The 19,608-nt window shown below is 70.1% G+C and carries 18 protein-coding genes; 5 read left to right on the top strand and 13 right to left on the bottom strand.

Annotated elements, in window-relative coordinates:
- The first annotated feature begins 152 nt into the window (after window positions 1-152).
- The gene (locus FPZ41_RS33485; protein ID WP_152867356.1) at window positions 153-1,043 is read left to right on the top strand and encodes a GNAT family N-acetyltransferase; all 891 of its coding nucleotides are present in this window, start codon (window positions 153-155) and stop codon (window positions 1,041-1,043) included.
- A 263-nt stretch (window positions 1,044-1,306) separates the two neighbouring features.
- Here FPZ41_RS33485 and FPZ41_RS33480 read toward each other — a convergent pair whose 3' ends face one another.
- The 9 genes from FPZ41_RS33480 to FPZ41_RS33440 form a co-directional block, all read right to left on the bottom strand.
- Window positions 1,307-2,056, bottom strand: coding sequence for a sulfite exporter TauE/SafE family protein (locus tag FPZ41_RS33480; protein WP_322621050.1), 750 nt, complete (start codon window positions 2,054-2,056; stop codon window positions 1,307-1,309).
- Window positions 2,053-3,564 carry an MBL fold metallo-hydrolase gene (locus tag FPZ41_RS33475; RefSeq protein WP_322621049.1) on the bottom strand — a complete coding sequence of 504 codons (1,512 nt, stop codon included), beginning with the start codon at window positions 3,562-3,564 and terminating at the stop codon, window positions 2,053-2,055. The genes FPZ41_RS33480 and FPZ41_RS33475 overlap by 4 nt, the downstream gene beginning before the upstream one ends.
- A 252-nt stretch (window positions 3,565-3,816) precedes the next feature.
- A complete protein-coding gene (locus FPZ41_RS33470) occupies window positions 3,817-4,512 on the bottom strand; it encodes a rhodanese-like domain-containing protein (protein ID WP_152867355.1) in 696 nt (231 codons plus the stop codon).
- 350 nt (window positions 4,513-4,862) lie between these two features.
- Window positions 4,863-5,939: an NAD(P)/FAD-dependent oxidoreductase gene (locus FPZ41_RS33465; RefSeq protein ID WP_152867354.1), complete on the bottom strand. Its 1,077-nt coding sequence runs from the start codon at window positions 5,937-5,939 to the stop codon at window positions 4,863-4,865.
- A 183-nt stretch (window positions 5,940-6,122) separates the two neighbouring features.
- A complete protein-coding gene (locus tag FPZ41_RS33460) occupies window positions 6,123-6,917 on the bottom strand; it encodes a DNA/RNA nuclease SfsA (RefSeq protein WP_228023148.1) in 795 nt (264 codons plus the stop codon).
- Window positions 6,918-6,989: 72 nt separating this feature from the next.
- Entirely contained in the window at window positions 6,990-7,853 is an 864-nt protein-coding gene (locus tag FPZ41_RS33455; protein WP_152867353.1) for an NAD(P)H-binding protein, read from the bottom strand.
- Between the two features lie 91 nt (window positions 7,854-7,944).
- On the bottom strand, window positions 7,945-8,319 hold the full coding sequence (locus FPZ41_RS33450; RefSeq protein WP_152867352.1) for a nuclear transport factor 2 family protein: 375 nt from the start codon (window positions 8,317-8,319) through the stop codon (window positions 7,945-7,947).
- Between the two features lie 359 nt (window positions 8,320-8,678).
- Window positions 8,679-9,668, bottom strand: coding sequence for a helix-turn-helix transcriptional regulator (locus tag FPZ41_RS33445; RefSeq protein WP_152867351.1), 990 nt, complete (start codon window positions 9,666-9,668; stop codon window positions 8,679-8,681).
- Between the two features lie 261 nt (window positions 9,669-9,929).
- Window positions 9,930-10,835: an AraC family transcriptional regulator gene (locus FPZ41_RS33440; RefSeq protein WP_152867350.1), complete on the bottom strand. Its 906-nt coding sequence runs from the start codon at window positions 10,833-10,835 to the stop codon at window positions 9,930-9,932.
- A 144-nt stretch (window positions 10,836-10,979) separates the two neighbouring features.
- On the opposite strand from FPZ41_RS33440, the gene FPZ41_RS33435 reads away from it, so the two are divergent.
- From FPZ41_RS33435 to FPZ41_RS33425, 3 genes are all read left to right on the top strand, one after another.
- Complete coding sequence (locus tag FPZ41_RS33435) at window positions 10,980-11,297, top strand: putative quinol monooxygenase (RefSeq protein WP_152867349.1); 318 nt, start codon at window positions 10,980-10,982, stop codon at window positions 11,295-11,297.
- A 106-nt stretch (window positions 11,298-11,403) separates the two neighbouring features.
- Window positions 11,404-12,369, top strand: coding sequence for an alpha/beta hydrolase (locus FPZ41_RS33430; RefSeq protein WP_152867348.1), 966 nt, complete (start codon window positions 11,404-11,406; stop codon window positions 12,367-12,369).
- A 96-nt stretch (window positions 12,370-12,465) separates the two neighbouring features.
- The gene (locus tag FPZ41_RS33425) at window positions 12,466-13,224 is read left to right on the top strand and encodes an SDR family NAD(P)-dependent oxidoreductase (protein ID WP_152867347.1); all 759 of its coding nucleotides are present in this window, start codon (window positions 12,466-12,468) and stop codon (window positions 13,222-13,224) included.
- Between the two features lie 31 nt (window positions 13,225-13,255).
- Here the strand turns inward: FPZ41_RS33425 and FPZ41_RS33420 are convergent, their stop codons facing one another.
- Entirely contained in the window at window positions 13,256-14,848 is a 1,593-nt protein-coding gene (locus tag FPZ41_RS33420) for a tannase/feruloyl esterase family alpha/beta hydrolase (RefSeq protein WP_152867346.1), read from the bottom strand.
- Between the two features lie 271 nt (window positions 14,849-15,119).
- Window positions 15,120-16,526: a PHB depolymerase family esterase gene (locus FPZ41_RS33415; protein ID WP_152867345.1), complete on the bottom strand. Its 1,407-nt coding sequence runs from the start codon at window positions 16,524-16,526 to the stop codon at window positions 15,120-15,122.
- A 199-nt stretch (window positions 16,527-16,725) separates the two neighbouring features.
- Here FPZ41_RS33415 and FPZ41_RS33410 point away from each other — a divergent pair, with 199 nt between their 5' ends.
- Window positions 16,726-16,968: a hypothetical protein gene (locus FPZ41_RS33410; RefSeq protein ID WP_152867344.1), complete on the top strand. Its 243-nt coding sequence runs from the start codon at window positions 16,726-16,728 to the stop codon at window positions 16,966-16,968.
- On the opposite strand, the gene FPZ41_RS33405 is transcribed toward FPZ41_RS33410, so the two are convergent.
- Complete coding sequence (locus FPZ41_RS33405; protein WP_152867358.1) at window positions 16,961-18,205, bottom strand: vWA domain-containing protein; 1,245 nt, start codon at window positions 18,203-18,205, stop codon at window positions 16,961-16,963. The two genes, FPZ41_RS33410 and FPZ41_RS33405, sit on opposite strands and share 8 nt — an antisense overlap.
- 131 nt (window positions 18,206-18,336) lie before the next feature.
- Window positions 18,337-19,608, bottom strand: a 1,272-nt coding sequence (locus tag FPZ41_RS33400) for an AAA family ATPase (RefSeq protein ID WP_407698854.1), incomplete at its 5' end; no start/stop codon positions are given.

Below are 19,608 nucleotides of genomic sequence, written 5' to 3'. Positions count from 1 at the left end.
CGGATAGGGGCCACAGGCGCCGATCGGCAGCAACGGCTCGACCAACGCCCACTCGTCGTCGCTGAGTTCACGCCTCGCCACACGAGAGTTGTACCAGCAGGTGATCACGACTCCGTACAGGCCCTAGTCGAGGGCATCGGAGATCATGAAGCATGCTCCCGGATGACTGGCACCTCACCCAAGACATCGATGACTTCCTCGCCCGAGCCGGGGACTTCCTGCGCTCGCGTCCCGCCCTGCACAACACGCCGCTGACGGACATCGAGAAACTGCGGATACGCCGGGCGGCCGAACACGACGCTGAAGCCGCCGTCTTCGGCCGACTGGAGTCAGGAGGCGAGGTGCGCGCGATCTTCTATCTCACTCCGCGCGGCCGCCTGGGCCTCACGCCTCTCTCTGTCGAGCAGACCGACACCCTCGCTGCTCACCTGGCCGGCCTCGGCCACTCCCCCGCCAACGTCATCGCGGACCACGACACCGCCAGCGCTTTCGCCGAGTCATGGCAGCGGCGCACGGGTGGCGGCGTGCCGGTAGTTTTCTGGCGGACGCATCTTTACCGTCTCGGCACGCTCACCGCACCGCAGCGGCGCCCAGAGGGCCAGGGTCGCATCACGGGCGGTGAGGAGCGTGAGCAAGTCGTGCGCTGGTGCCGTGAGTTCTGCGTCGACGTCGGGGAGCAGTCCTCCATCGACTTGATCGACGCCGGCTCCTGGGGCGACTCGCGATTCGGCGACAGGCACTTCACGTTCTGGGAGACCCCGGACGGCACCCCCGTCTCGATGGCCGCCGCAACCTCGATCGTCGGTGGCATGGTCCGGGTGGACCCCGTCTACACCCCGGCCCGCCTCAGGGGCCGCGGCTACGCGGGGGCTGTGACGGTCGAGGTGAGCAGGGCCGCGCTGGCCGCGGGGGCGACGGACGTCGTCCTGTTCACGGACCCGGCCAACCCCACCAGCAACACCCTCTACCAGCGCATCGGGTACACCCACGTCGCCGACTTCGCCGGGTACAAGTTCTCCTACGGCGCACCACAAGCCGGGTAAGGCCATGTTCGACGCAAACACACCTGCCGCCAGTACCGGCTGCGACCGCCGCGAGGCGGCTGACGAGAACGGTGGTGCGCAAGCTGATCGGCGCCCTGGTCGGTGGAAGTTGATGTGGTCGTACTGGAGCGCGGAGAGCCGGGCGGATGCTCGATCATCGCGGCGGGGGGTGCAGCATCGCGTGGCTGAGGGCGGGTGGGCGGCCGAGGGTACCGAGCGGATGCAGGCCCGTCTGGGGAGGTTGACGCTGGCCCGAGCTGCCGTCACATCACGGCGTCTGCAAGCATGAAGGCGGCCACGGCCAGCAGAACCGCCGCGAAAATGCGCTGCAGGCGGGGCCCGGAGACCTTCGCAGCCATGCGCTTGCCGTCCCAGGCGCCCAGGATCGCGGTCCCGATGAACGGACCGATCACCGCCCAGTCGAGCGAGGCGGCGGCGCCGGAGCGAGTGGCCAGGGAGGCCAGCGAGTTGGCCGTGATGACCAGCAGGCTGGTGCCGACTGCGGCCTCCATCTCGAAGCCCAGGACGGTGACCAGGGTGGGGACGGCGAGAAAACCGCCGCCCACACCGAGTAGTCCAGTCAGCGTGCCCAGGCCGGCACCGGACCCGGCTGCCTTGCCCGGCCGTACGTCGCCGCTTCCGGGGCGAGCGGTGTCAACGGGCCGGAGCATTTTGATGGCGGCGAGGACGGCTACAGCGGCGAAGGCGATGGTGAGGACGGCTTGGGGCATGTGGACGGCGGCGGCTCCAGCGGCAGCCGCCGGAAGAATCCCGGCGGCTGCGAACGCTGCTCCGGCCTTCCATCGCACCTGCCCGGCGCGGGCGTGCGCGTACAGGGCGGTCAGGGACGTGGCGGTGACGATGATCAGGCTGGCGGTGGTGGCTGCGGTGGGGGTAAAGCCGAGCAGGTAGATCAGCGCGGGCACCGCCAGGACGCTGCCGCCGCCGCCGAGCGCGCCGAGCGCCAGGCCGACGACGGCGCCTGCGATCAGGGCCAGGATCAGGGCGGTCACGCTATTCGCCCACTGTGTCCGCTGTCCCCGGCCACCGGCAGCCCGGTCCCGGTGACGCGGGGGTGGGCCTGTTCGGGGCCGAGGCGGCCAGGGCTGTGGCGGGAGAAACGTCGCGTGCCTTCCGGGCGGGTGGAGCAAGGGATTCCGGGCCGAGTGACGCTCAGGCCCGCGTCGGCGGCAGCCTCGAAGCCGTCATCGATGGCGACGACCTTTCGTCCGGTCGCGTCCAGGAGGGAAGCGGCGATCGCCGCGCGCATCCCGCCGGCACAGTGCACCCACACCGTGCCGTCCGGCACCTCGCCGACCTGGCCGTGCAGCTCGTGGAGCGGAATGTGCACGGAGCCCTCGATGAAGCCGTTCGCACGTTCGGAATCCCGGCGCACATCCAGTACCACCACGTCCTCGCTGCGCTCGTGTACATCGGCGAGGTCGGCGAAGCGGGCGCGGGGGAAGGAGGCGAGCTGTTCCCCCTCACGGACCCAGGCGGCTGGATTACCAGTGGTGGCGGCGGCCGGGCGGTCGATGCCGACCCGGGTCAACTCCCGCTGCGCGTCGGCGATCTGCGCCGGGGTGTCGGCGAGGAGTGTGACCGGCTTGCCCCACGGGATCAGCCAGGCCAGATAGGTGGCCAGCTTGCCGGTGCCCTCGAAGTTGAACGATCCGGCCACATGGCCGTCGGCGAAGGCGACCCGGCCTCGCAGGTCCACCACCCACTCACCCGCCGCCAGCCGTTCGGCGATCTGTGCTGCGTCGGCGGGTTCGGGCGGTGTCAGGTCGACGGGCGCGGGGCCGGCGGCGTTGGCCGGTCCCATGTGCGTGTAGTAGGCGGGCACGTCTTCCAGTCCGGCCAGGACCCGCTTCACGAAGGTGTCCACGTCCAGGGTGAAGGCGTCGTTGCTGGTGCGTTCTTTGCCGATCGTGGTCGCATCGCCCTCGGCCTGGGAGGAGGAGCAGAAGCTGCCGAAGCCGTGCGTGGGCAGCACGGGCACCTCGTCGTCGAGCGTTGCTGCCAGCCGGTGCGCGGAGGTGTGCTGCGCGCGGGCCAGGTGCTCGGTCAGCCGCGGGTCCACCAGGTCCGGACGCCCCACGGTGCCGATCAGTAGCGAGCCGCCGGTGAAGATCGCCACCGCGCGGCCGTCCTCCTCCAGTGCGTATGAGGTGTGGTGCGGGGTGTGGCCCGGGGTGGCTATCGCACGTAGCACGAGGTGCTCGTCCACCTCGGACGTGTCGCCGTCCGTGACGGGAGTGCGAGGGAAGGAGACGTGGGCGTCGGCCGGGACCAGGTAGCGGGCGCCGGTGAGGCGGGCCAGTTCCAGCCCGCCGGTGACGTAGTCGTTGTGCAAGTGCGTCTCCGCCACGTAGGCGATGCGTACCCCTCGCCGCGCGGCGGTGGCGATCACCTGGTCGATGTCGCGCGGCGGATCGACCACGACCGCTGTTCTCGGACCGCCGGCCAGGTAACTGCGGTTACCCAGGCCCTCGAACTCCAGGGTGTCGACAAAAAACACGGTGTGGCTCCTTTCTGGGATGGTGTGCCCGGGAATTTCCCGGTGGGGGAATTCCCGGGCACAGCTCCGAAGCACCCGCGCCGCTCCGAGTCGCTCGTGGCATCCACGGCCCTCACGTCACGATCCATTTCATGAACGATCGCCGCCCGAAATGGCGGTAGAGAATTTCCCGAAGGGTGCGAGGCGGATGGCGTGCCCGGCCGGCCTCATGCCGGCGGACGTATGCCACGGTTTCCGCCGGTTCTGCTTTTGTCAGCCCTCACGTACCGCAGCTTTGGCACGGTCGCCGTTGTTCGCCGCGTCCTCGCGATCGGGGAGGGTGACCGGCAGCCCTGCTGCTTCCCATGCCTCAAGGCCGCCTGCCACGCTGTAGACGGAGGACCGGCCTGCGCGGATCGCCTGCGCGCCGCCCTGCACGCTGCGTGCGCCCGTGCGGCATACGAAGGCCAATGGGCCATCAGGCAAATCTGACAGCGAGGTTGGCAACGTGCTGAGCGCGACGTGGACGGCGCGGGCCGGGTGACGCGCTGCCCATTCATCGTCTTCGCGGACATCGACCAGCGTGAGTTTCCCGTCCACGACGCGGCGATGCGCATCGACAGCAGACAGGTCAGCGGGCGCGTGACCGTCGCCGGAGCCCAGGCTCTGCTGCGTGGCGGGCAGGACCGTCCGGATCGCCTCGTAGTTCGAGGCATGGGCGACGGCTATCTGCTGTCCCATCATCGGGCAGACGTTCATCGCCTCTTCCCAGTGAGCGGTGGACTCCCATTCCGCCACGTTGACAAGAAGGAATTTGCTCCCCGGAACGATCGTGCGGAACATGTACGTCCGAATGAAACCGGGTTGAGCCGCCATCGCGTCCGCGGCGTCCTGCCAGGCGTCGAGATAAGAGCTTTCCTTCTCCTCGTCGATCTCGATCGGAATGATCACGACATGGCGATTTTCCATCTGCCGCCTTCTCTGTTCTGTAAGGCAATTGCGACTTCTGACGTACCGCTCGAGTCGGAGAGGTTCCAGGCGAATAAGGGAACACGGCCGAGTCCGAGAGGTACCGGCTTTGGCTTGTGAGCCAGAACTTTCTGAATGCAGCCTGCGCGCACGCGGCTATGACGGCAAATAGCTTTGCCGAACTGGCAAGTCGGTCGGTGCGGTCCGATACGCCGTCGGCGGATCGGGTGGCCACCACTGGCGGCCGGATGCCGGGGCGAGCGGCGGCCCGGATGCTCGCCGATCTGGAGTACTCCTGGGAGACCAGAGTTCGGTCCTGCCCCCGCCGACGACCGCGTCTCCGGCTCCGACTACCGGCCGGAGCCGGGCCGGGGGTGAAGCAGCGAGTCGAGCCCATGGCGGCGGTCGCCCAGTACGCGCCGGGACGCCTCGGCCTCCATCGCCCCGCTGAACACTCCGCCGGCGCGGGCGGTGACCGCGGCCTTGGCGTCGGCACCGATCAGGTCCATGTTGATCGCCGCTGCCGCCCGCGTCCCGGATGCGGCAGCGGCCGGGACACCCGCCAGCAGGTCCGTCACGTTGCCGGCGGCCCACACTCCCTCGACGCCGGTGAACCCAGCCTCGTCGGTGACCAACCGCACGCCCAGCCCCATCGGGTGCTCCGTCACCGGTAGACCCAGCTCAGCGAGGAAGCCCGCCCTCGCCACGAAGCGCGGCGCCACCACCAGCGCATCCACCGCGACCGACCGACCCGAGGCCAGACGAACGCCCGACAGCCGGTCCTGATCATCGACATCCAGGTCGCGGACCTCACCGTCGACCACTCCGACACCGAGTGCGGCCAGCTGCTCCCACTGCTCCCCCGCCAGATCGCCGCCGGTGTGCAGGAACAACGTCACCTCTGACGACAACTGCCGGAACAGCAGCGCCTGATGGAACGCCGCTGGGCCCGTGCCCAGCACGCCGACCGCCGCTTCGCGCACCTCCCAACCGTGGCAGTACGGGCAGTGAAGCACGTCGCGCCCCCACCGCTGCGCAAGGCCCGGGACACCGGGCAGCTCATCCACCAGCCCCGTGGTCACCAGAACCCTCCGCGCCAGCGTCCGCCTCCCGTCGTCGGTGCCCACCACCAGACGTTCGCCCTCACGGCGAACCCCCTCAACGCGGCCGGAGACGATCCGCCCGCTGTACGAAGCGACCTCCTCCCGCGCCAGCCGGAGCAGCTCCAGCGGCGCGATACCGTCCCTCGACAGCAGACCGTGCGCCGCCGAGGCCGGAGCATTACGCGGCTCACCCTCATCGATCACCAGGACCGACCGGCGAACCCGCGCGAGCGTCAGCGCGGCCGACAGACCCGCCACACCACCCCCGACGACCACGACGTCCCACACCTGACCGGCTGCCTGTCCCCACTCCTTCTCGCTCATACCGCGACCCTGCGGCCTCCCCACCCCCGACAGCAAACATCTATGCCGTTTCGGCAAAAACCAGCCCACGTCTGCGCGTGGTCCAGCACGACGGTCCAGCACGACGAACATCTCCTCCGATGCCGGGAACCGCTGGGGCCCGCCGTCCGCATGCCGACGTCCTCGCTCAACAGTGTTGGGCTGCTACGCGTCAAGGAAGTGCGTGGTCAGCTCGTAGTGGCGACTCACGCGTACGCCGGTGTGGTCGAGTTCGAAGTTGACCTGCCAGATCTCGACACCGCGTTTCACGGCTTGGGCGACCTGTGCTTTGACTTCGCTGTGGTGACTGCTCTTCTTGACTTGGAAGCCAGGGTTGTCGTACAGGAAGCAGACCAGGAGGATCGCGCGTTCGTGGGCTTCGAGGCTCCGGCCGAGTTCGCCGATGTGCTTGACGAGCCGGTCGGTTGCGGCCAGGGGCGGGCGTGGCCGGGTGCGGATGTGGTCGCCGAGGGGCACCTGAAGGTGGTCCAGGGGGGTCTTCACCTCGATGTAGGTGTCGTCGTTGACGAGGAAGTCGAGCCGTGACCGGCCGAGGAACTTCTCGCGTTGGACGGTTTCCGCGGTGACGATATGCGGCAGGAGCCTGCGGCTGAGGGCGTGTTCGACGTAGCGGTTGGCCGCGGTCTGGTTGATACCGATCCAGGTGGGGTCAGGGGTGCCGGGCGGATCGACGCTGACCGCCTCGACCGTGTAGGGGGTCTTGCGGGCGCTGCTGTGGCTGCGGGACAGCAGGCAGGGCAGGCCGTCCAGGACCAGGTTGCCGATGCGGCCGGTGGTCGGGCAGTGGCAAGCGAGCGCCACGTCCTCAACCTGGACGTCGATGATGAACCGGTTGGGGCGCCGGACGATCGTGGCTTGTGCGAGAGGCTCGGGGAAGTAGATCTTGTCGTCCTTCGCCTCGCGTGCCGCGGCGGTGTCCGTCATGGTGCCCTCGCTCATGTGCGTGCGGTTGGTACGGCGGGCACGGGCCGTTCGGGGGGTGTGCCCGCCGTGAGGTGGTGTGGCTGCAGATCAGCGCTGGTGCTGGGCGAGGGCCTGGGCAATCGCCTCTTTGACGGAGGTGGTGGGGCGGCCGAGCAAGTTCTGCAGTTCCCTGCTGTCTGTGTACCAGGCGCCTCGTGCGGCGCCGGCGCTGTTGTCGGCGATGGCGTCGGTGAGGAACTGCGGCAGGCCCACGCTCGCGAGGGTCCTGGAATACTCGGCGGGCGGCATGTCGGTGTAGGTCACCGTGGTGCCGGTCTGGGCGGTGGTCTCGGCGGCCAGGTCACTCATGGTGAATGCGCTGCCGCCGAGCTCGTGGATTCGGTTGTTCATCGGCTGGTCGGCGGTCACGAGGGCGGCGGCTGCGGCGAGGTCCGCGCGGGTCGCCCCGGAGATCTTCCCGTCACCGGCGGAGCCGATGATGGTGCCGTACTGGAGCCACATGCCGATGTTGGCTGTGTAGTTCTCGATGTAGGAGCCGTTGCGGAGGATCGCGTACGGGATGCCGGAGGCACGGATGAGTTCTTCGGTGCGGGCGTGCGGTTCGGCCATGGCGATGCCGCTGCTGTCGGCGTTGAGGTAGCTGGTGTAGATCAGCGCGGGGGCTCCGGCCTCTTTCGCCGCGCGGATCACGTTGGCGTGCTGCTCGGCCTGGCGACCGAACTCGTTGGAGGAGATGAACAGCAGCCGTCGTGCGCCGGTGAACGCGGAGGCGAGCGTCGCGGGCTTGTCGTAGTCCGCCTCACGGACGTGGATGCCGCGCCCGGCCAGGTCGGCGGCCTTCTCCGGGGTCCGGACAGCGGCCACGATCTGGTCGGCGGGTACGCCGCGCGCGAGGAGTTCCTCCAGCACGAGGCGGCCGAGCTGACCGGTGGCAGCGGTGACGGTGATCATGATTGCGAGCTTTCTTACCAGTGGAGGGGGCGGTTGAAAGGGGCGGGGCCGCCGCCGTGGCGACGGTCGGCGGACCCGCTTTCGGAGCTGGTCAGTGCTCGGTGTTGCCTCCGGCCCGGATCACCGGGCTGAGGTCGAAGACGCTGATCACATGGGTGATCTTGCCGTCCTTGACAGCGATGTAGTCGATGCCGCGGAAGTCCTTCGCGAAGGGCGTTTCGGTGGTGTAGACGGCCGCCGCGTGGGTGTCGTTGCCCAGCACGTCGATCACCGTGCCGCTGATGAGTGAGCTCGCGAACGGCGCCAGGAAATCGCGGTAGCGGGCCACGCCCTCGAAGCGGCCGTTCGGGGCCTCGCACACGACGTCCTCGGCGAGGAATCCCAGCGCCTTCTCGACGTCGCGGCCGAGCCAGGCACGGGCGAACTCGTCGGCGACCTTCTGGGCGGGCCTAAGGGTGGCAGTCATGGGAAATATTCCTTTCAAGTGTTTCATCCCCCAATGTGCGGCGAGTGCGGCTTGGGCGCACCGGGGGTCGCGGACCGGGGGAGCCGGATGGCCTGGTTGGCGGTCCGGCCGGTCCGTAACACCATCTTGGCGAGACATACATGACAGGGAGCGTCATGTATGTCTGAAGTTTCGGGGACTGTTTTCCGCGTTCTCGGAATGGTGGCCTTCGTCCGCCCCGACCTGTGAAAGGTCTCGTGTCATGAGGTGTCGGCCGGCAGTGGGCGAGTGCTTCCGGCAGGCACCGGGCAGTGCCGGGGCCTGCCGGTCGACGGGAGGTGTTCCGGGCTGCCGGGGGCCGGGGCTCACTGCCGTGGGGATCAGGTGCTGCGGCCCTCGGTGTACAGGGAGAAGGTCTCCTGTGCTCGGCGGGTCAGAACCTCGCGCAGTTCCGCAGGCTCCAGCACCTCAACCGCTGGGCCGAACGCCAGCAGTTGTTCAGCCGAGCGAAGAGCGGGGAACCGCAGCTCCAGCTCCACCGGTTCCTCCGCACCGGTCTCGGCCTCCACCAAGGCCGGTGCCGCATCCGCGAGTTCGGCTTCGTGATAGCGCAGGAACCTCGCCAGCACCGACCGCCGCACTCGCACGACAACGCGTACCGGGGCCGGGATCCGGTCGATGTTCTGCCGCAACACCTCCCACACGTCCGCCAGCTCCACCCCGTCCCGGCGGCGCACCGGTTCGTCAACCACCGACGCCGACAGCATCCGGTCCGAACGGAACATCATCGGCTGACCCCGGTGGTCCGCCACCAGGTACCAGGCTCCGGCCTTGCTCACCAGCCCGTACGGATCCAGGGTGTACGAGCGGACCTGAGCGTCACGGCCGTGCCGGTACCGCAGTCGCAGCCGTCGGTCGTTGAACACCGCTGCCTGCAGTACGCCCAGGTCGACCGCCGAGGACCGCGGACTGCTGCGCCAGCGCACCGGATCGATCATGATCCGTCTGCTGGCCAGATCGGCGTCACCCCGGAACGGCGCCGGCAGCGCGGCCATCACCTTGCGCAGTGCTGAACCGATCGCCTGCCCCAGCCCCAGATCCGCGTGTGCCTGCTCCGTGACCAGCACGAACAGGGCACGAGCCTCGTCGGCGGTGAGTCCGGTGACATCGGTGCGGTACCCCGGCAGCAACGCGATGCCGCCCTTGCTCCCGCGCTCTGCGTACACGGGAACCCCAGCCGCCGACAGCGCCTCGACATCTCGGAAGATCGTGCGAACCGACACTTCCAGACGCGCCGCCAGCTCGCCGGCGGGCATCTGCCCGTGCGTCTGCAGCAACAGGAGGATGGAGAGCAGCCGGTCCGACTTCATGTCTCAAGCATGGGGCACATACATGACGTCATGCGTCATGTATTCCTGTTCAGGGGGGCCGCGCGGGGCGGTTCAGCGCTTCCGGTGATGCAGTCCGGGCGGGGACGGTTGCCTCGGGAGCCGGTGGCTGGGGTTCTGACCCACGAGGTCGCACAAGCCACAGCCCGGACACTCACTCATGCACACCAGAACACACTCGTACTCAGTCAATCGCCAGCAGTTCGCTACTCTTGCTCGTTCCTCCACCGCCGTCCACCCGGCTCAGGGAAGGACACCTGCCGGGGTGCGCACGGTATGACGCAGACGGGCGGCGTCCTGGCTGGGGGGCGCGCCGAACTGGCGGCGGTATTCCCGGCTGAACTGTGACGGGTTGTCATAGCCGACGCGCTGGCCGACTCCGGTGACGTCGCCCGGGTGAGTGGCGAGCAGCAGCCGGGCCTCCTGCAGCCTGATCTGCTTCTGGAACTGGATGGGGCTCATCGCGGTCACCGCCTGAAAGTTGCGGTAGAAGGCGGAGACGCTCATGCCGGAAAGGCGCGCGATGTCCTCGACCCGGAAGGGCTGCGCGTAGTGCTCGCGGATCCAGCGCACGGCCCGGGAGATGTGGCTGAGGCCGCTGTCGGCCAGGCCGAGCTGGCGAACCGTCGCACCCTGCTCGCTCGTGACCAGGCGCCACAGGATCTCGCGCTTGACCAGCGGGGCGAGCACGGCACGGTCGCGGGGCTCGTCGAGCAGACGCAGCAGACGGACCACCGCGTCGAGCAGTGCGGCCGGAGCGTCGCTGACGGCGATGCCCGACGGCGCGCCCCCGCCGACGTGGGGGGTGTCTCCGGGCCCGGCGTCAAGCAGCAGCTCGGCGACGGCGGACGGTTCCAGCGTGAGACCGAAGCCGAGGGCCGGCCGCTCGGGTTCGGCCTGGGTGAACTGCCCGGTGACGGGCAGATCAACGGATGCGACCAGGTACTGCCCGGGCCCGTACTCGTACACCCGCTCGCCCAGGGCGAGTCGTTTGGCGCCCTGGGCGATGACCGCGAGCACCGTGCCGGACGTCGAGGGTGCCGGCGGATCCGACCGGTCGACCTTCGAGATGAGGACGCCGTCTATGGCGGTGGTCCAGTCGGGCCGGGCATGCCGGTCGAGCAGGGTGCGGAGCTCTTCCAGGTACATGCGTCCATTGCAGCACCAATCCGCGCTGCGGCTCCCGTGCCCGCGAGGATCGTGCAAGTACGAGCGAGCATCGTTCTAACGTTTTCGCAGGTCACGTCGGTTGAATGGAATCACCTCACTCCATCACCGAAGAAGCGGGCATCCATGATCGCCGACTACGGCTTCACCGCCACCCTGACCGCCAGGCCCGGAATGGGCGACTGTCTGGTCGACCTGTTGCTGACCGGCCTGAACGAGGGCAGCCCCGGCGCGAGCGAACACTGCGTCGTCTACCTGGTCTCCCGTTCCGCGTCCGACCCCGACGTCGTCCACGTCACCGAGGGCTGGACCAGCGAGGAGGAGCACCACCGGATCTTCGCCGGTGAGGCCGCCCAGGCGATCGTGGCGCAGATCGACGGACTGCTGGCCAGGGAGTCCGAGTACACCGACTACGTGCCGGTCCGCGGCAAGGCCGCCTTCTGATCCGGCGATCGTCCCTCGCCCCGGCCCCTGCCGCCTCGGCGCCTGCCAAGGCGGCCCTCTCTCTTCTCGCCCGGCCTCCGGCGTCACCCCACGAAAGGCAGCAAGCATGACCACGGCACGACCCGACCTGGACCCCGAACTGCGTGAGCTGCTGGCCGACATGCCGTTGATGTCCCAGCTCAGCTCGGAAGTTCTCGCGCAACTGCGCCGGCTTCCGTCGACGCCCGTCGAGTCCCTTCTCGCCCACCGGCAGGTCGACCGGCGCGAGGTCACCGTGCCCGTCAAGGACGGTGCCCCGATCCTCCTGTCGGTGTTCAGTCCCTCGAACACCGATCGCACCGCCGCACCCTGCGTCTACTGGATGCACGGGGGCGGGATGGTCATGGGCGACCGCTTCTCGCAGATCGACATCCCGCTGGAATGGCTTGACCAGTTCGGCGCGGTTGTGGTCTCGGTGGACTACCGGCTTGCGCCGGAGGCCACCAGCACCGCCCTGGTCGACGACTGCTACCAGGGGCTGCTCTGGGTCGCCGAACACTCCGCCGAACTGGGCATCGATCCTGCCCGGATCGTCGTCGCGGGCGCCAGTGCGGGCGGCGGTCTCGCGGCCGGCGTCACACTGCTTGCCCGCGACCTCGGCACACCGGCGATCGCCGCGCAGATGCTGATCTGCCCCATGCTCGACCACCGCAACACCAGCACCTCCAGCCGCCAGTACTCCGGCGGACCCGGTGTCTGGACCCGCGAGATGAACGAGTTCGGATGGCGCTGTGTCCTCGGCGACCTCACCGAAGACGAGGTACCCCCGTACGTCTCCCCCGCGCTGGCCGACGACCTCTCGGGCCTGCCGACCACCTATATCGACACCGGCTCCGCCGAAGTCTTCCGCGACGAGGACGCCGACTACGCCACCCGCATCTGGGCGGCCGGCGGCCAGGCCGAACTCCACGTCTGGGCGGGCGGCTTCCACGGGTTCGACGCGCTGTACCCGCAGGCGCGCATCTCGGCAACGGCCCGCCGGACCCGGGCCGACTGGCTCGCCCGAGTCCTGCCCCCGGACTCCGCCGCATAGCGCCGCCGACTCACTCACGCACACTCACGCACACACACGACTGCACACATGACCGCACACACGACCGCACACACGACCGCACACAGGAGGAACACCATGAAGGTCGCCATCGTCACGGGCGCCAGCTCCGGCATCGGACAGAGCGCCGCGATCGAGATCGCCAAGCGCGGAACCGGAGTCATCCTGACCTACGGCAACAACCCGCAAGGCGGGCTGGAGACGGTCGCCGCCATCGAGAAGGAGGGCGGCACTGCCGTCGCGCTGCCGCTGGACGTGGGTGAGACCGGCACCTTCGCGGCTTTCCGCGACACAGTGGCCGCCGTGCTGCGCGACACCTGGCAGCGCGACACATTCGACTACCTGGTCAACAACGCCGGTTTCGCGCAGACGTCGTTGATCGAGGACACGACCGAGGAGACGTTCGACAGGCTCATGCGGGTCCTGCTCAAGGGACCGTACTTCCTGACGCAGCGGCTGCTGCCCCTGATGGCGGACGGCGGGGCCATCGTCAACACGAGCAGCAGCTCGGCGGCGACGGCCAGCCCGGAGCCCGGCTACTCGGCCTATGCGTCGATGAAGGGCGGCCTGGACGTGCTGACCCGGTACATGGCCAAGGAATTCAGCACGCGGGGCATCCGCGTCAACGCTGTCTCGCCGGGATCGACCCGCACCCGGATCGCCGACGACGCCTTCACCCGTTTCCCCGAGGTCGTTCCGACCCTCGCCGCGAAGACCGCGCTCGGCCGCGTCGGCGAACCCGGCGACATCGGCGCGATGATCGCCACACTGGTCTCCGACGAAAGCCGCTGGGTCACCGCTCAGAACATTGAGGTATCGGGCGGCTACAACCTCTAGGACTTACCCGGCCGACAGGCCCACTGGGAGTTCAGGGCGGCGGAGCAGGGGGACTGGTACCGGCCGGGTACGGGCGTAGTTTCCGGGTCAGTGCCACGCCCTGGGCGGGGTCGTCGTTGACGTATTTGGTCGCGGTGATCTCGGTCGGCGCGACGTCCTGCTCGACCCAGCGGACGATCGGGGCGAGTGTGTCGAACCGGTTGGGTCCGGGGCCGCCGCCGCAGTGGGTCATGCCGGGCGCCATGAACAGCCGGGCGAAGTCCTCTCTGTTCTCCTTCGGGCCGGGCGTGGTGGCGCGGACCATCTGACGGTAGTAGTCGATCGTGTCGTAGGCGGAGACGACCGGGTCGGCCCAGCCCGCGTACATCAGCAGCTTCCCGCCGCCGTTTCGGAAGCGGCGCAGGTCCGGGTCGGTCGCGTCGATGACCGGACCGAGCTTCTGCCGGGCAAACCGGATGTCCCGGTGGTAGTCGAAGGTCCACCAGTTCCAGTCGGGGTCGTCGAAGACCCAGTACCGCCAGAAGTTCGCGCGCGCCGGTGCCGTGGTGCCCCAGTAGCCGCTCCAGCCGGACAGCACCTGGCCCGCGGCGTTCACCACCGGCGCCTCACTGCCGACAGGCCAGCCCGGATAGATCTGCTCTCCGGTGCGCGGGTCACGCGCGCCGGCGTACATCTTCCGTGCGGCCCGGATCTGTGGATCGGTCAGACAGTCCGGCCCGTCGCCTGATGAGCAGCGAAGGCTGGCGGGGTCGAACGAGCACGACCGCGGGTCGGTGAGGAAGTCGTCGGTGGCCTGTCCTCCGTCCCGGCCACGGCACCGTCGCACCGCCGCGTCGGTGAGCAGACGGAGTTTCGACGCCGGGATGACCGGACGGCTGTCGTCGCCCGGCGCGTGGTTGCTCAGGAACTGCCACAGGAACCCGGCGTTGAGGCTGATCCGGTTGTTGCCCGGGGCTCCGGCCACGATGCCGTCGAAGTCGTCCGGGTAGCGTTGCGCCTCCGTCAGCGCCTGCTGGCCGCCCGTGGAGCAGCCGACGAAGTACGAGTGACGCGGTGCCGTGCCGGTGAACGCCTTCACCACCCGTTTCGCGTTCAGGACGGACTCGTGCACGGCGCGGTGCCCCCAGTCGACGATGATCTCCGGGTTGGCCGCGCCCTGCACGAAGACGTCCGGGTCATCACCGGTGTGCCCGGTGTCCGTGCCGACGGTGACGTATCCGGCGCCGAGCATCCGGCCCATGGAGGCGAAGTCGATGGCCGAGCTGTAGCCGCCGTTGCCGAACATGAGCAGCCGGCGGTTCCAGTCCCGCTGGGGCAGCCAGACCTCGAACCCGATGCGGGAGTTCGGTACCGGATTCGCGACGCCGTGCACACGGCAGAACGCCGGCACCGGCATCGTCCGGCCGTCCGGCGCGGTGTACTGCCCGGCGGGCACGGCCTGGGCGACGGTGACCTTCGCCTGCGGCAGCCGGGCGCGGGACAGGGCGGCACATCTGCTCGCGGGGCCCTCCGCGGTGGCTGTGGTGGTAGCCGAAGCCGTGGCCGGCGGGGCGGCCGGCAACAGGAACGCCGAGGCCACGGCGAGGGCGGTGAGAATACGCCTGAACTGTGAGGATGAGATCATGTTCGGGTGTCCGTCCGACGGCAGGCCTAGGGCGTGTTTCGAAAGTCCCGTCGTCCGCCCGAAGGGCGGGCCCCGCGGCGGCGATGGGGGTCCTCCCGCGCGAGCGAAGCCGAGCGTGGGGGAGCGTGCGATCGCAAGGCGCCGGAGCGCCCTAATAGCGGAGCTATTCGGGTGTTTCGGCAACGCCGTGTGGGGGTGCCCCCACGCCCTTGAGGCAGTGGGGGAGTGCGTGCCAGACGCCGCGGGGCAGGCGAGGCTTTCGAAACACGCCCTAGCGGGACTGGGCGAAGAGCCAGTCGATGACGACGTCGTTCTCGTACGTCTGAGCCCACGACAGATGCGCACTCACCGGCGTCGTTCCGGCCGGGTAGCTCGTGAACAGCACATGGCTGCCGGCCCGGTGGGCGCGGTTCAGCAGGGCGCGGGAGCGGGCTTCGTACTCCGCTTTCGGCAGGTCGTTGGCCCACTCCCCGCGGGTGACCCGTGCGCCGGCGCTCTCCAGCGCGTTCATCAGCGTCCAGGTGCCGGGCTTGCCGAACCGCCCCTCACGGTAGGGAACGACCGGGTCGTCGACGGAGTGGTCGGCCCAGATCGGGATGTGCGTGATCGCGCCCAGGGCGGACGGGTCGCCCCAGCCGGCGGTGGCCAGGGCCGCGGCGAAGGTGCGGGGGCGCTTCGGGAGCAGGGCGTAGATGCCTCGCGCGCCCGACGACAGGCCGACGATATAGCAGCGGTCGGTGTCGACGGGGCGCTCGGCCGTGAAGGTGTCGATGAGCTCGGTCAGCGCGGCCTGGACCCTGGGGTCGGTCCAGTCCGTGCCGTCGGGTCCGTCCATGGGGCGGGGCAGCGGGATCTGGGGGGCGAGCACGAACGCCGGGTTCCGGCGCTGGCGTTCCGGCTTGGCGAAGGTGACGGCGACCCGGTTGGCGGTGAGCTGGGTCATGTTGTTGTCGGCGACCTCGCCGCCACCGTGCAGGGTGACGACGAGCGGGTACCGGGTGGGCGGCGCCCCTGGACTCCGTACGTATCCGGCAGGCTGGTACAGCCGGAAGTCCAGCTCGAATCCCGTGGAGTCGGTGAACGAGCCCGCGGTGAAGTCGTCGGCCACGGGGGTGATGACGTCGTTGTTCCTGATGGTCAACGAGCCTGCGACGAGCACCAGTTGGCCGTCGCCCGCCGTCACTGCGGCCACTTGGCGGACGGCGTAGGCGCGGTCGAGCGGAAGGGGGTCGACGGCGCCGGAGGCGCGCGCATTGGTGTCGTCCGGGTCGAGTTCGATGACGAGGTACCTGCCCGGCCGTCCGGCGTGGCGCCGGTCGTCCACCTCGGCCGCGGTGTTCGGGTAGACCCGGGTGACCGTGCGAGCCGTGGTCTGCCCGCCGAGGGTGGCCGTGACCTGGAACGCGGAGGGCGGGATGGTGTCCCCCTGTAGGTCGATGGGGCGCGCATGACGGAGGACGACGGCGATCACCCGCCAGTTGTTCCTCGGGGTCACGTGTGTGATGAGGTCGGCCCGCAGGACGGGATTGGCCCCGGACGTCGCCGCCTGCCCTCCCGGCACCGTGGCATCGGCCGCCGCCGCACTCGCCGTGGTCACCGCGGTCGTGGTGACCACCGTCGAGGCGGTGACCGTGCCCGCGGCCATAGTGAGTGCCGAACGTCTGGTGATCCGTCTCATGAGTCCTCCTCGCGTCGTCACGTCACGCGTGAGTCTGCGAGCCGCCTCCCAGCGGCGTCCAGCATCAAACCGGGATGTGTCGATGCGTCCTGTGCATCAATCTCGCTGGCTGCCCGGCCGAGACCGGCCGGGCGTACGCGCGGCGACGTGCGGCGCTGGAGGCGTTGTTCGCGGATCGTGGCCTGGCGCCGTTCACGTTGTGCCCGTCGACTACGACCCGGCCGTGGCGCGGGAGCGGTCGACGTGGACGGCGGTCGGGCGGAGGGGGGTGTGCTTCAAGCGTCTGGACGATCCCTACAGCGGGGGCGTGCGGTCGTGGCGGAAGCACACGGTGCGGGTGACCACCGCGGCCCTGATCGGTACGGTCACCCCACCGCTCACCGCGCCCCGTGGGGCGCTCGTAAGGGGTGGCGAGGTCGTGCCACTGCGCTTTCTCAGCTGATGGTGACGACACGCGCCCAGGGCGGCGGGGCGTCCGGGACGTAGTCGGGGGTCTCCTCGTCCACGGCGTGGGCGGGACGCGGGAAGAGACCGACGACGGTGCGGCACGGCGGCTGCGCGGAGGGCCACGGAGTCTGACCATCCGTCAGGGCAACGATCACGTCCGGACGGGGCCGGGAGCGGAGGGCCCGGGCGAAACCGGAGCGCAGATCCGTTCCCCCGCCGCCGACCAGTGCGATGTTCTCGGCGCGGCAGAGCGGGACGGCGACCCCGGCCGCCGCGTCGCAGGAGATCACCGAGACCAGGTCGCGCCGCCCGCCCACCGCCCGTGAGATCGCCGCCACCTCCAGCAGCGCGCTGCCCAGTTCGGCGTCGCTCACCGACCCGGAGGTGTCGATCACGACGCAGACCCGGGGCGGCGTACGGCGCAGGCTCGGCAGCAGCACCCCGGGGATGCCGGCCGAGCGCCGGGACGGACGACGGTAGCTGTGGTCCTCGCCCACCCCCGGCGCACTCGCTGCCGAGCGGACCGCCGCTCCCAGCAACTGCCGCCACGGCTGCGGCGTATGGAACGCCTCGTCCGCCCACCGGCGCCAGCCCTCCGGCGCGTCGCCCGGTCGGCCCTTGATCCCCTCTGCGACCCGGAAGCGGACCGCGTCCCGCTGCTGCCTGCTCAGCCCGTGTGCCCCGTCGGGCCCCAGTTCCCACGGCCGGCCCTGCCCGTCGGCACCACTGCCGCAGTCCAGCCAGGCCAGGTCCGCGGCGAGCCCGGACATCGACGCCGTCCGCAGGTACTCCTCCATCAGCAACCCGTCGGGCAGCCGCAGCAGCGACGGCAGCACCGCCCCGGCAGGCAGGGGCAGACCGTCACCGTAGATGTCGTCGTTGATCTCGAAGTCGGCGGCGATGTTCCGCCGCAGCCTCCCCCAGCTTTCGGCCGGGGGGACCCCCATCTCGCTTCGCTCGCCCGGCCCGTACTCATCATGCTCCCGCGCATACCGCTCGCCGCGCCCGTGGTGGTCCCGCAGCAGATGGGAGACCTCGTGCACCCAGACGCCCGCCAGCTCCTCCACCGGGGTGCGCGCCACGAAGCCCGGGGAGACGTAGCAGCGCCAGTGCGCGTCCACCGCCATCGTCGGCACCGACCGGTCCTCCACCACGTGCAGCGCGAAGAGCGCGTCGGCCAGGTAGGGGCGGACCTTCACTGCGTGCAGTCGGGCGGCCAGCAACTTCTCCATGTCCAGCGGGAGTCCGGGCCCGCCGACCGGCCCGCCGGAGCCGGCCGGCGGGCCCGGCACGGTGGCCCGCACCGGGCGCGGCGGCGCGGGCCGGGGCATCGGGCGCGGTTTCGGGTGCTTCGTGGCCTCCGTCATCGGCGCGTCCCCGTCGCACGCCCGGCATCGGCCGATGCCGCGGCCCGCTCCACCGACCGGTCCGCCCGCCGGGCGAGACCGACCACCGCGGCCAGCCGCTCGACCGCGTCCGGCACGTCCCAGTCGTCTCGCCGCAGCGCGGCCAGCGCTTTCGCCGGGGCGACCAGCAGGTCCGGGGCGCCGGTCTCCAGCGCCCGGACCAGTACAGCCCAGCCCGCCTCCCACCGCTCCCGCTCTGGCCGGGCCCCTACGGCGGCCACCACCGCCTCCAGCGCTGCCTGGCGCAGATCGCCCCGCACCGGCAGCTCGGCGGAGACCGGATCGGCCAGCAGCGACTCCGGGTCCGGCAGGTCCATCCGGTCCAGGTGGGCGAGGAGTTCGAGCCCCGGCCCGTCCCCCACTGCGCCCCGCACCAGCAGCGCCAGCACGTCCTGGGAGACGCAGGCCGCCGTGGCGAAGGCCAACAGGGTCAGCGCAGTCTCCCAGCTCCGGGGCGAGGGCCAGGCACCGCCGCGCCGCGTCTCGGTGCTCGGCAGCCGGTGGATCAGCGTCGGCCGGGCTTGAAGGAAGCCGCAGACCGCGCGCCGTGCGAAAGCCACCGCCTCCGGCAGCCGCTCCGGCTCCAGCCGGGGCAGCTCCGCCCGGGGCCAGACCCCGCCCAGCCCGCGCACCACCACCTCCCGATCGTGCACCCAGTACAGATGCACGAACCGGTTGGCCAGCGGGGGGCTCAGTTCCCACCCGTCCGCTGCGGACGCTCGAGGATTGGCGGCAGCCACGATCCGCACCCCCGGCGGCAGGTGCAGCGCACCGACCCTCCGCTCCAGGACGACCCGCAGCAGCGCGGCCTGGACCGCCGGGGTGGCAGTGGACAGTTCGTCCAGGAAGAGCAGCCCCCGCCCGGCCCGCACGAGCTCCACAGCCCACTGCGGCGGCGCCATCGGCACCCCCTGCACCGCCGGGTCGTCGCCCACGATGGGCAGCCCGGAGAAATCGGACGGCTCGTGGACGCTGGCGATCACGGTCGTCAGCGGCAGGTCGAGGGAGGTGGCGAGCTGCGTGAGAACCGCGGTCTTGCCGATGCCCGGCTCGCCCCAGAGCAGCACGGGCAGGTCGGCCGCGACGGCCAAGGTGAGCGCTTCGAGCTGCTCGTCGGGGCGTGGCTCGGTAGTGGTTGTCCGCAGGAGAGTCAGGAGGTCCTCGGCGAGGGCGAGTTGGGAGCCGGTTCCGGATGTGTCGACGGGGGTGGGTGCGGGCCTGTCGACGGC

It is taken from the genome of Streptomyces acidicola (assembly GCF_009377235.1).
Taxonomy (GTDB): domain Bacteria; phylum Actinomycetota; class Actinomycetes; order Streptomycetales; family Streptomycetaceae; genus Streptomyces; species Streptomyces acidicola.
Note: the sequence above shows the minus strand (reverse complement) of the source record. Positions and strands in the feature narration are given on the sequence as shown.

Bases quoted from the DNA above. Each gene is read 5' to 3' on its own strand.
- FPZ41_RS33485 (WP_152867356.1), top strand. From the start codon at position 153: ATGCTCCCGGATGACTGGCACCTCACCCAAGACATCGATGACTTCCTC.
- FPZ41_RS33470 (WP_152867355.1), bottom strand. From the start codon at position 4,512: ATGGAAAATCGCCATGTCGTGATCATTCCGATCGAGATCGACGAGGAG.
- FPZ41_RS33465 (WP_152867354.1), bottom strand. From the start codon at position 5,939: ATGAGCGAGAAGGAGTGGGGACAGGCAGCCGGTCAGGTGTGGGACGTC.
- FPZ41_RS33460 (WP_228023148.1), bottom strand. From the start codon at position 6,917: ATGAGCGAGGGCACCATGACGGACACCGCCGCGGCACGCGAGGCGAAG.
- FPZ41_RS33455 (WP_152867353.1), bottom strand. From the start codon at position 7,853: ATGATCACCGTCACCGCTGCCACCGGTCAGCTCGGCCGCCTCGTGCTG.
- FPZ41_RS33450 (WP_152867352.1), bottom strand. From the start codon at position 8,319: ATGACTGCCACCCTTAGGCCCGCCCAGAAGGTCGCCGACGAGTTCGCC.
- FPZ41_RS33445 (WP_152867351.1), bottom strand. From the start codon at position 9,668: ATGAAGTCGGACCGGCTGCTCTCCATCCTCCTGTTGCTGCAGACGCAC.
- FPZ41_RS33440 (WP_152867350.1), bottom strand. From the start codon at position 10,835: ATGTACCTGGAAGAGCTCCGCACCCTGCTCGACCGGCATGCCCGGCCC.
- FPZ41_RS33435 (WP_152867349.1), top strand. From the start codon at position 10,980: ATGATCGCCGACTACGGCTTCACCGCCACCCTGACCGCCAGGCCCGGA.
- FPZ41_RS33430 (WP_152867348.1), top strand. From the start codon at position 11,404: ATGACCACGGCACGACCCGACCTGGACCCCGAACTGCGTGAGCTGCTG.
- FPZ41_RS33425 (WP_152867347.1), top strand. From the start codon at position 12,466: ATGAAGGTCGCCATCGTCACGGGCGCCAGCTCCGGCATCGGACAGAGC.
- FPZ41_RS33420 (WP_152867346.1), bottom strand. From the start codon at position 14,848: ATGATCTCATCCTCACAGTTCAGGCGTATTCTCACCGCCCTCGCCGTG.
- FPZ41_RS33415 (WP_152867345.1), bottom strand. From the start codon at position 16,526: ATGAGACGGATCACCAGACGTTCGGCACTCACTATGGCCGCGGGCACG.
- FPZ41_RS33405 (WP_152867358.1), bottom strand. From the start codon at position 18,205: ATGGAGAAGTTGCTGGCCGCCCGACTGCACGCAGTGAAGGTCCGCCCC.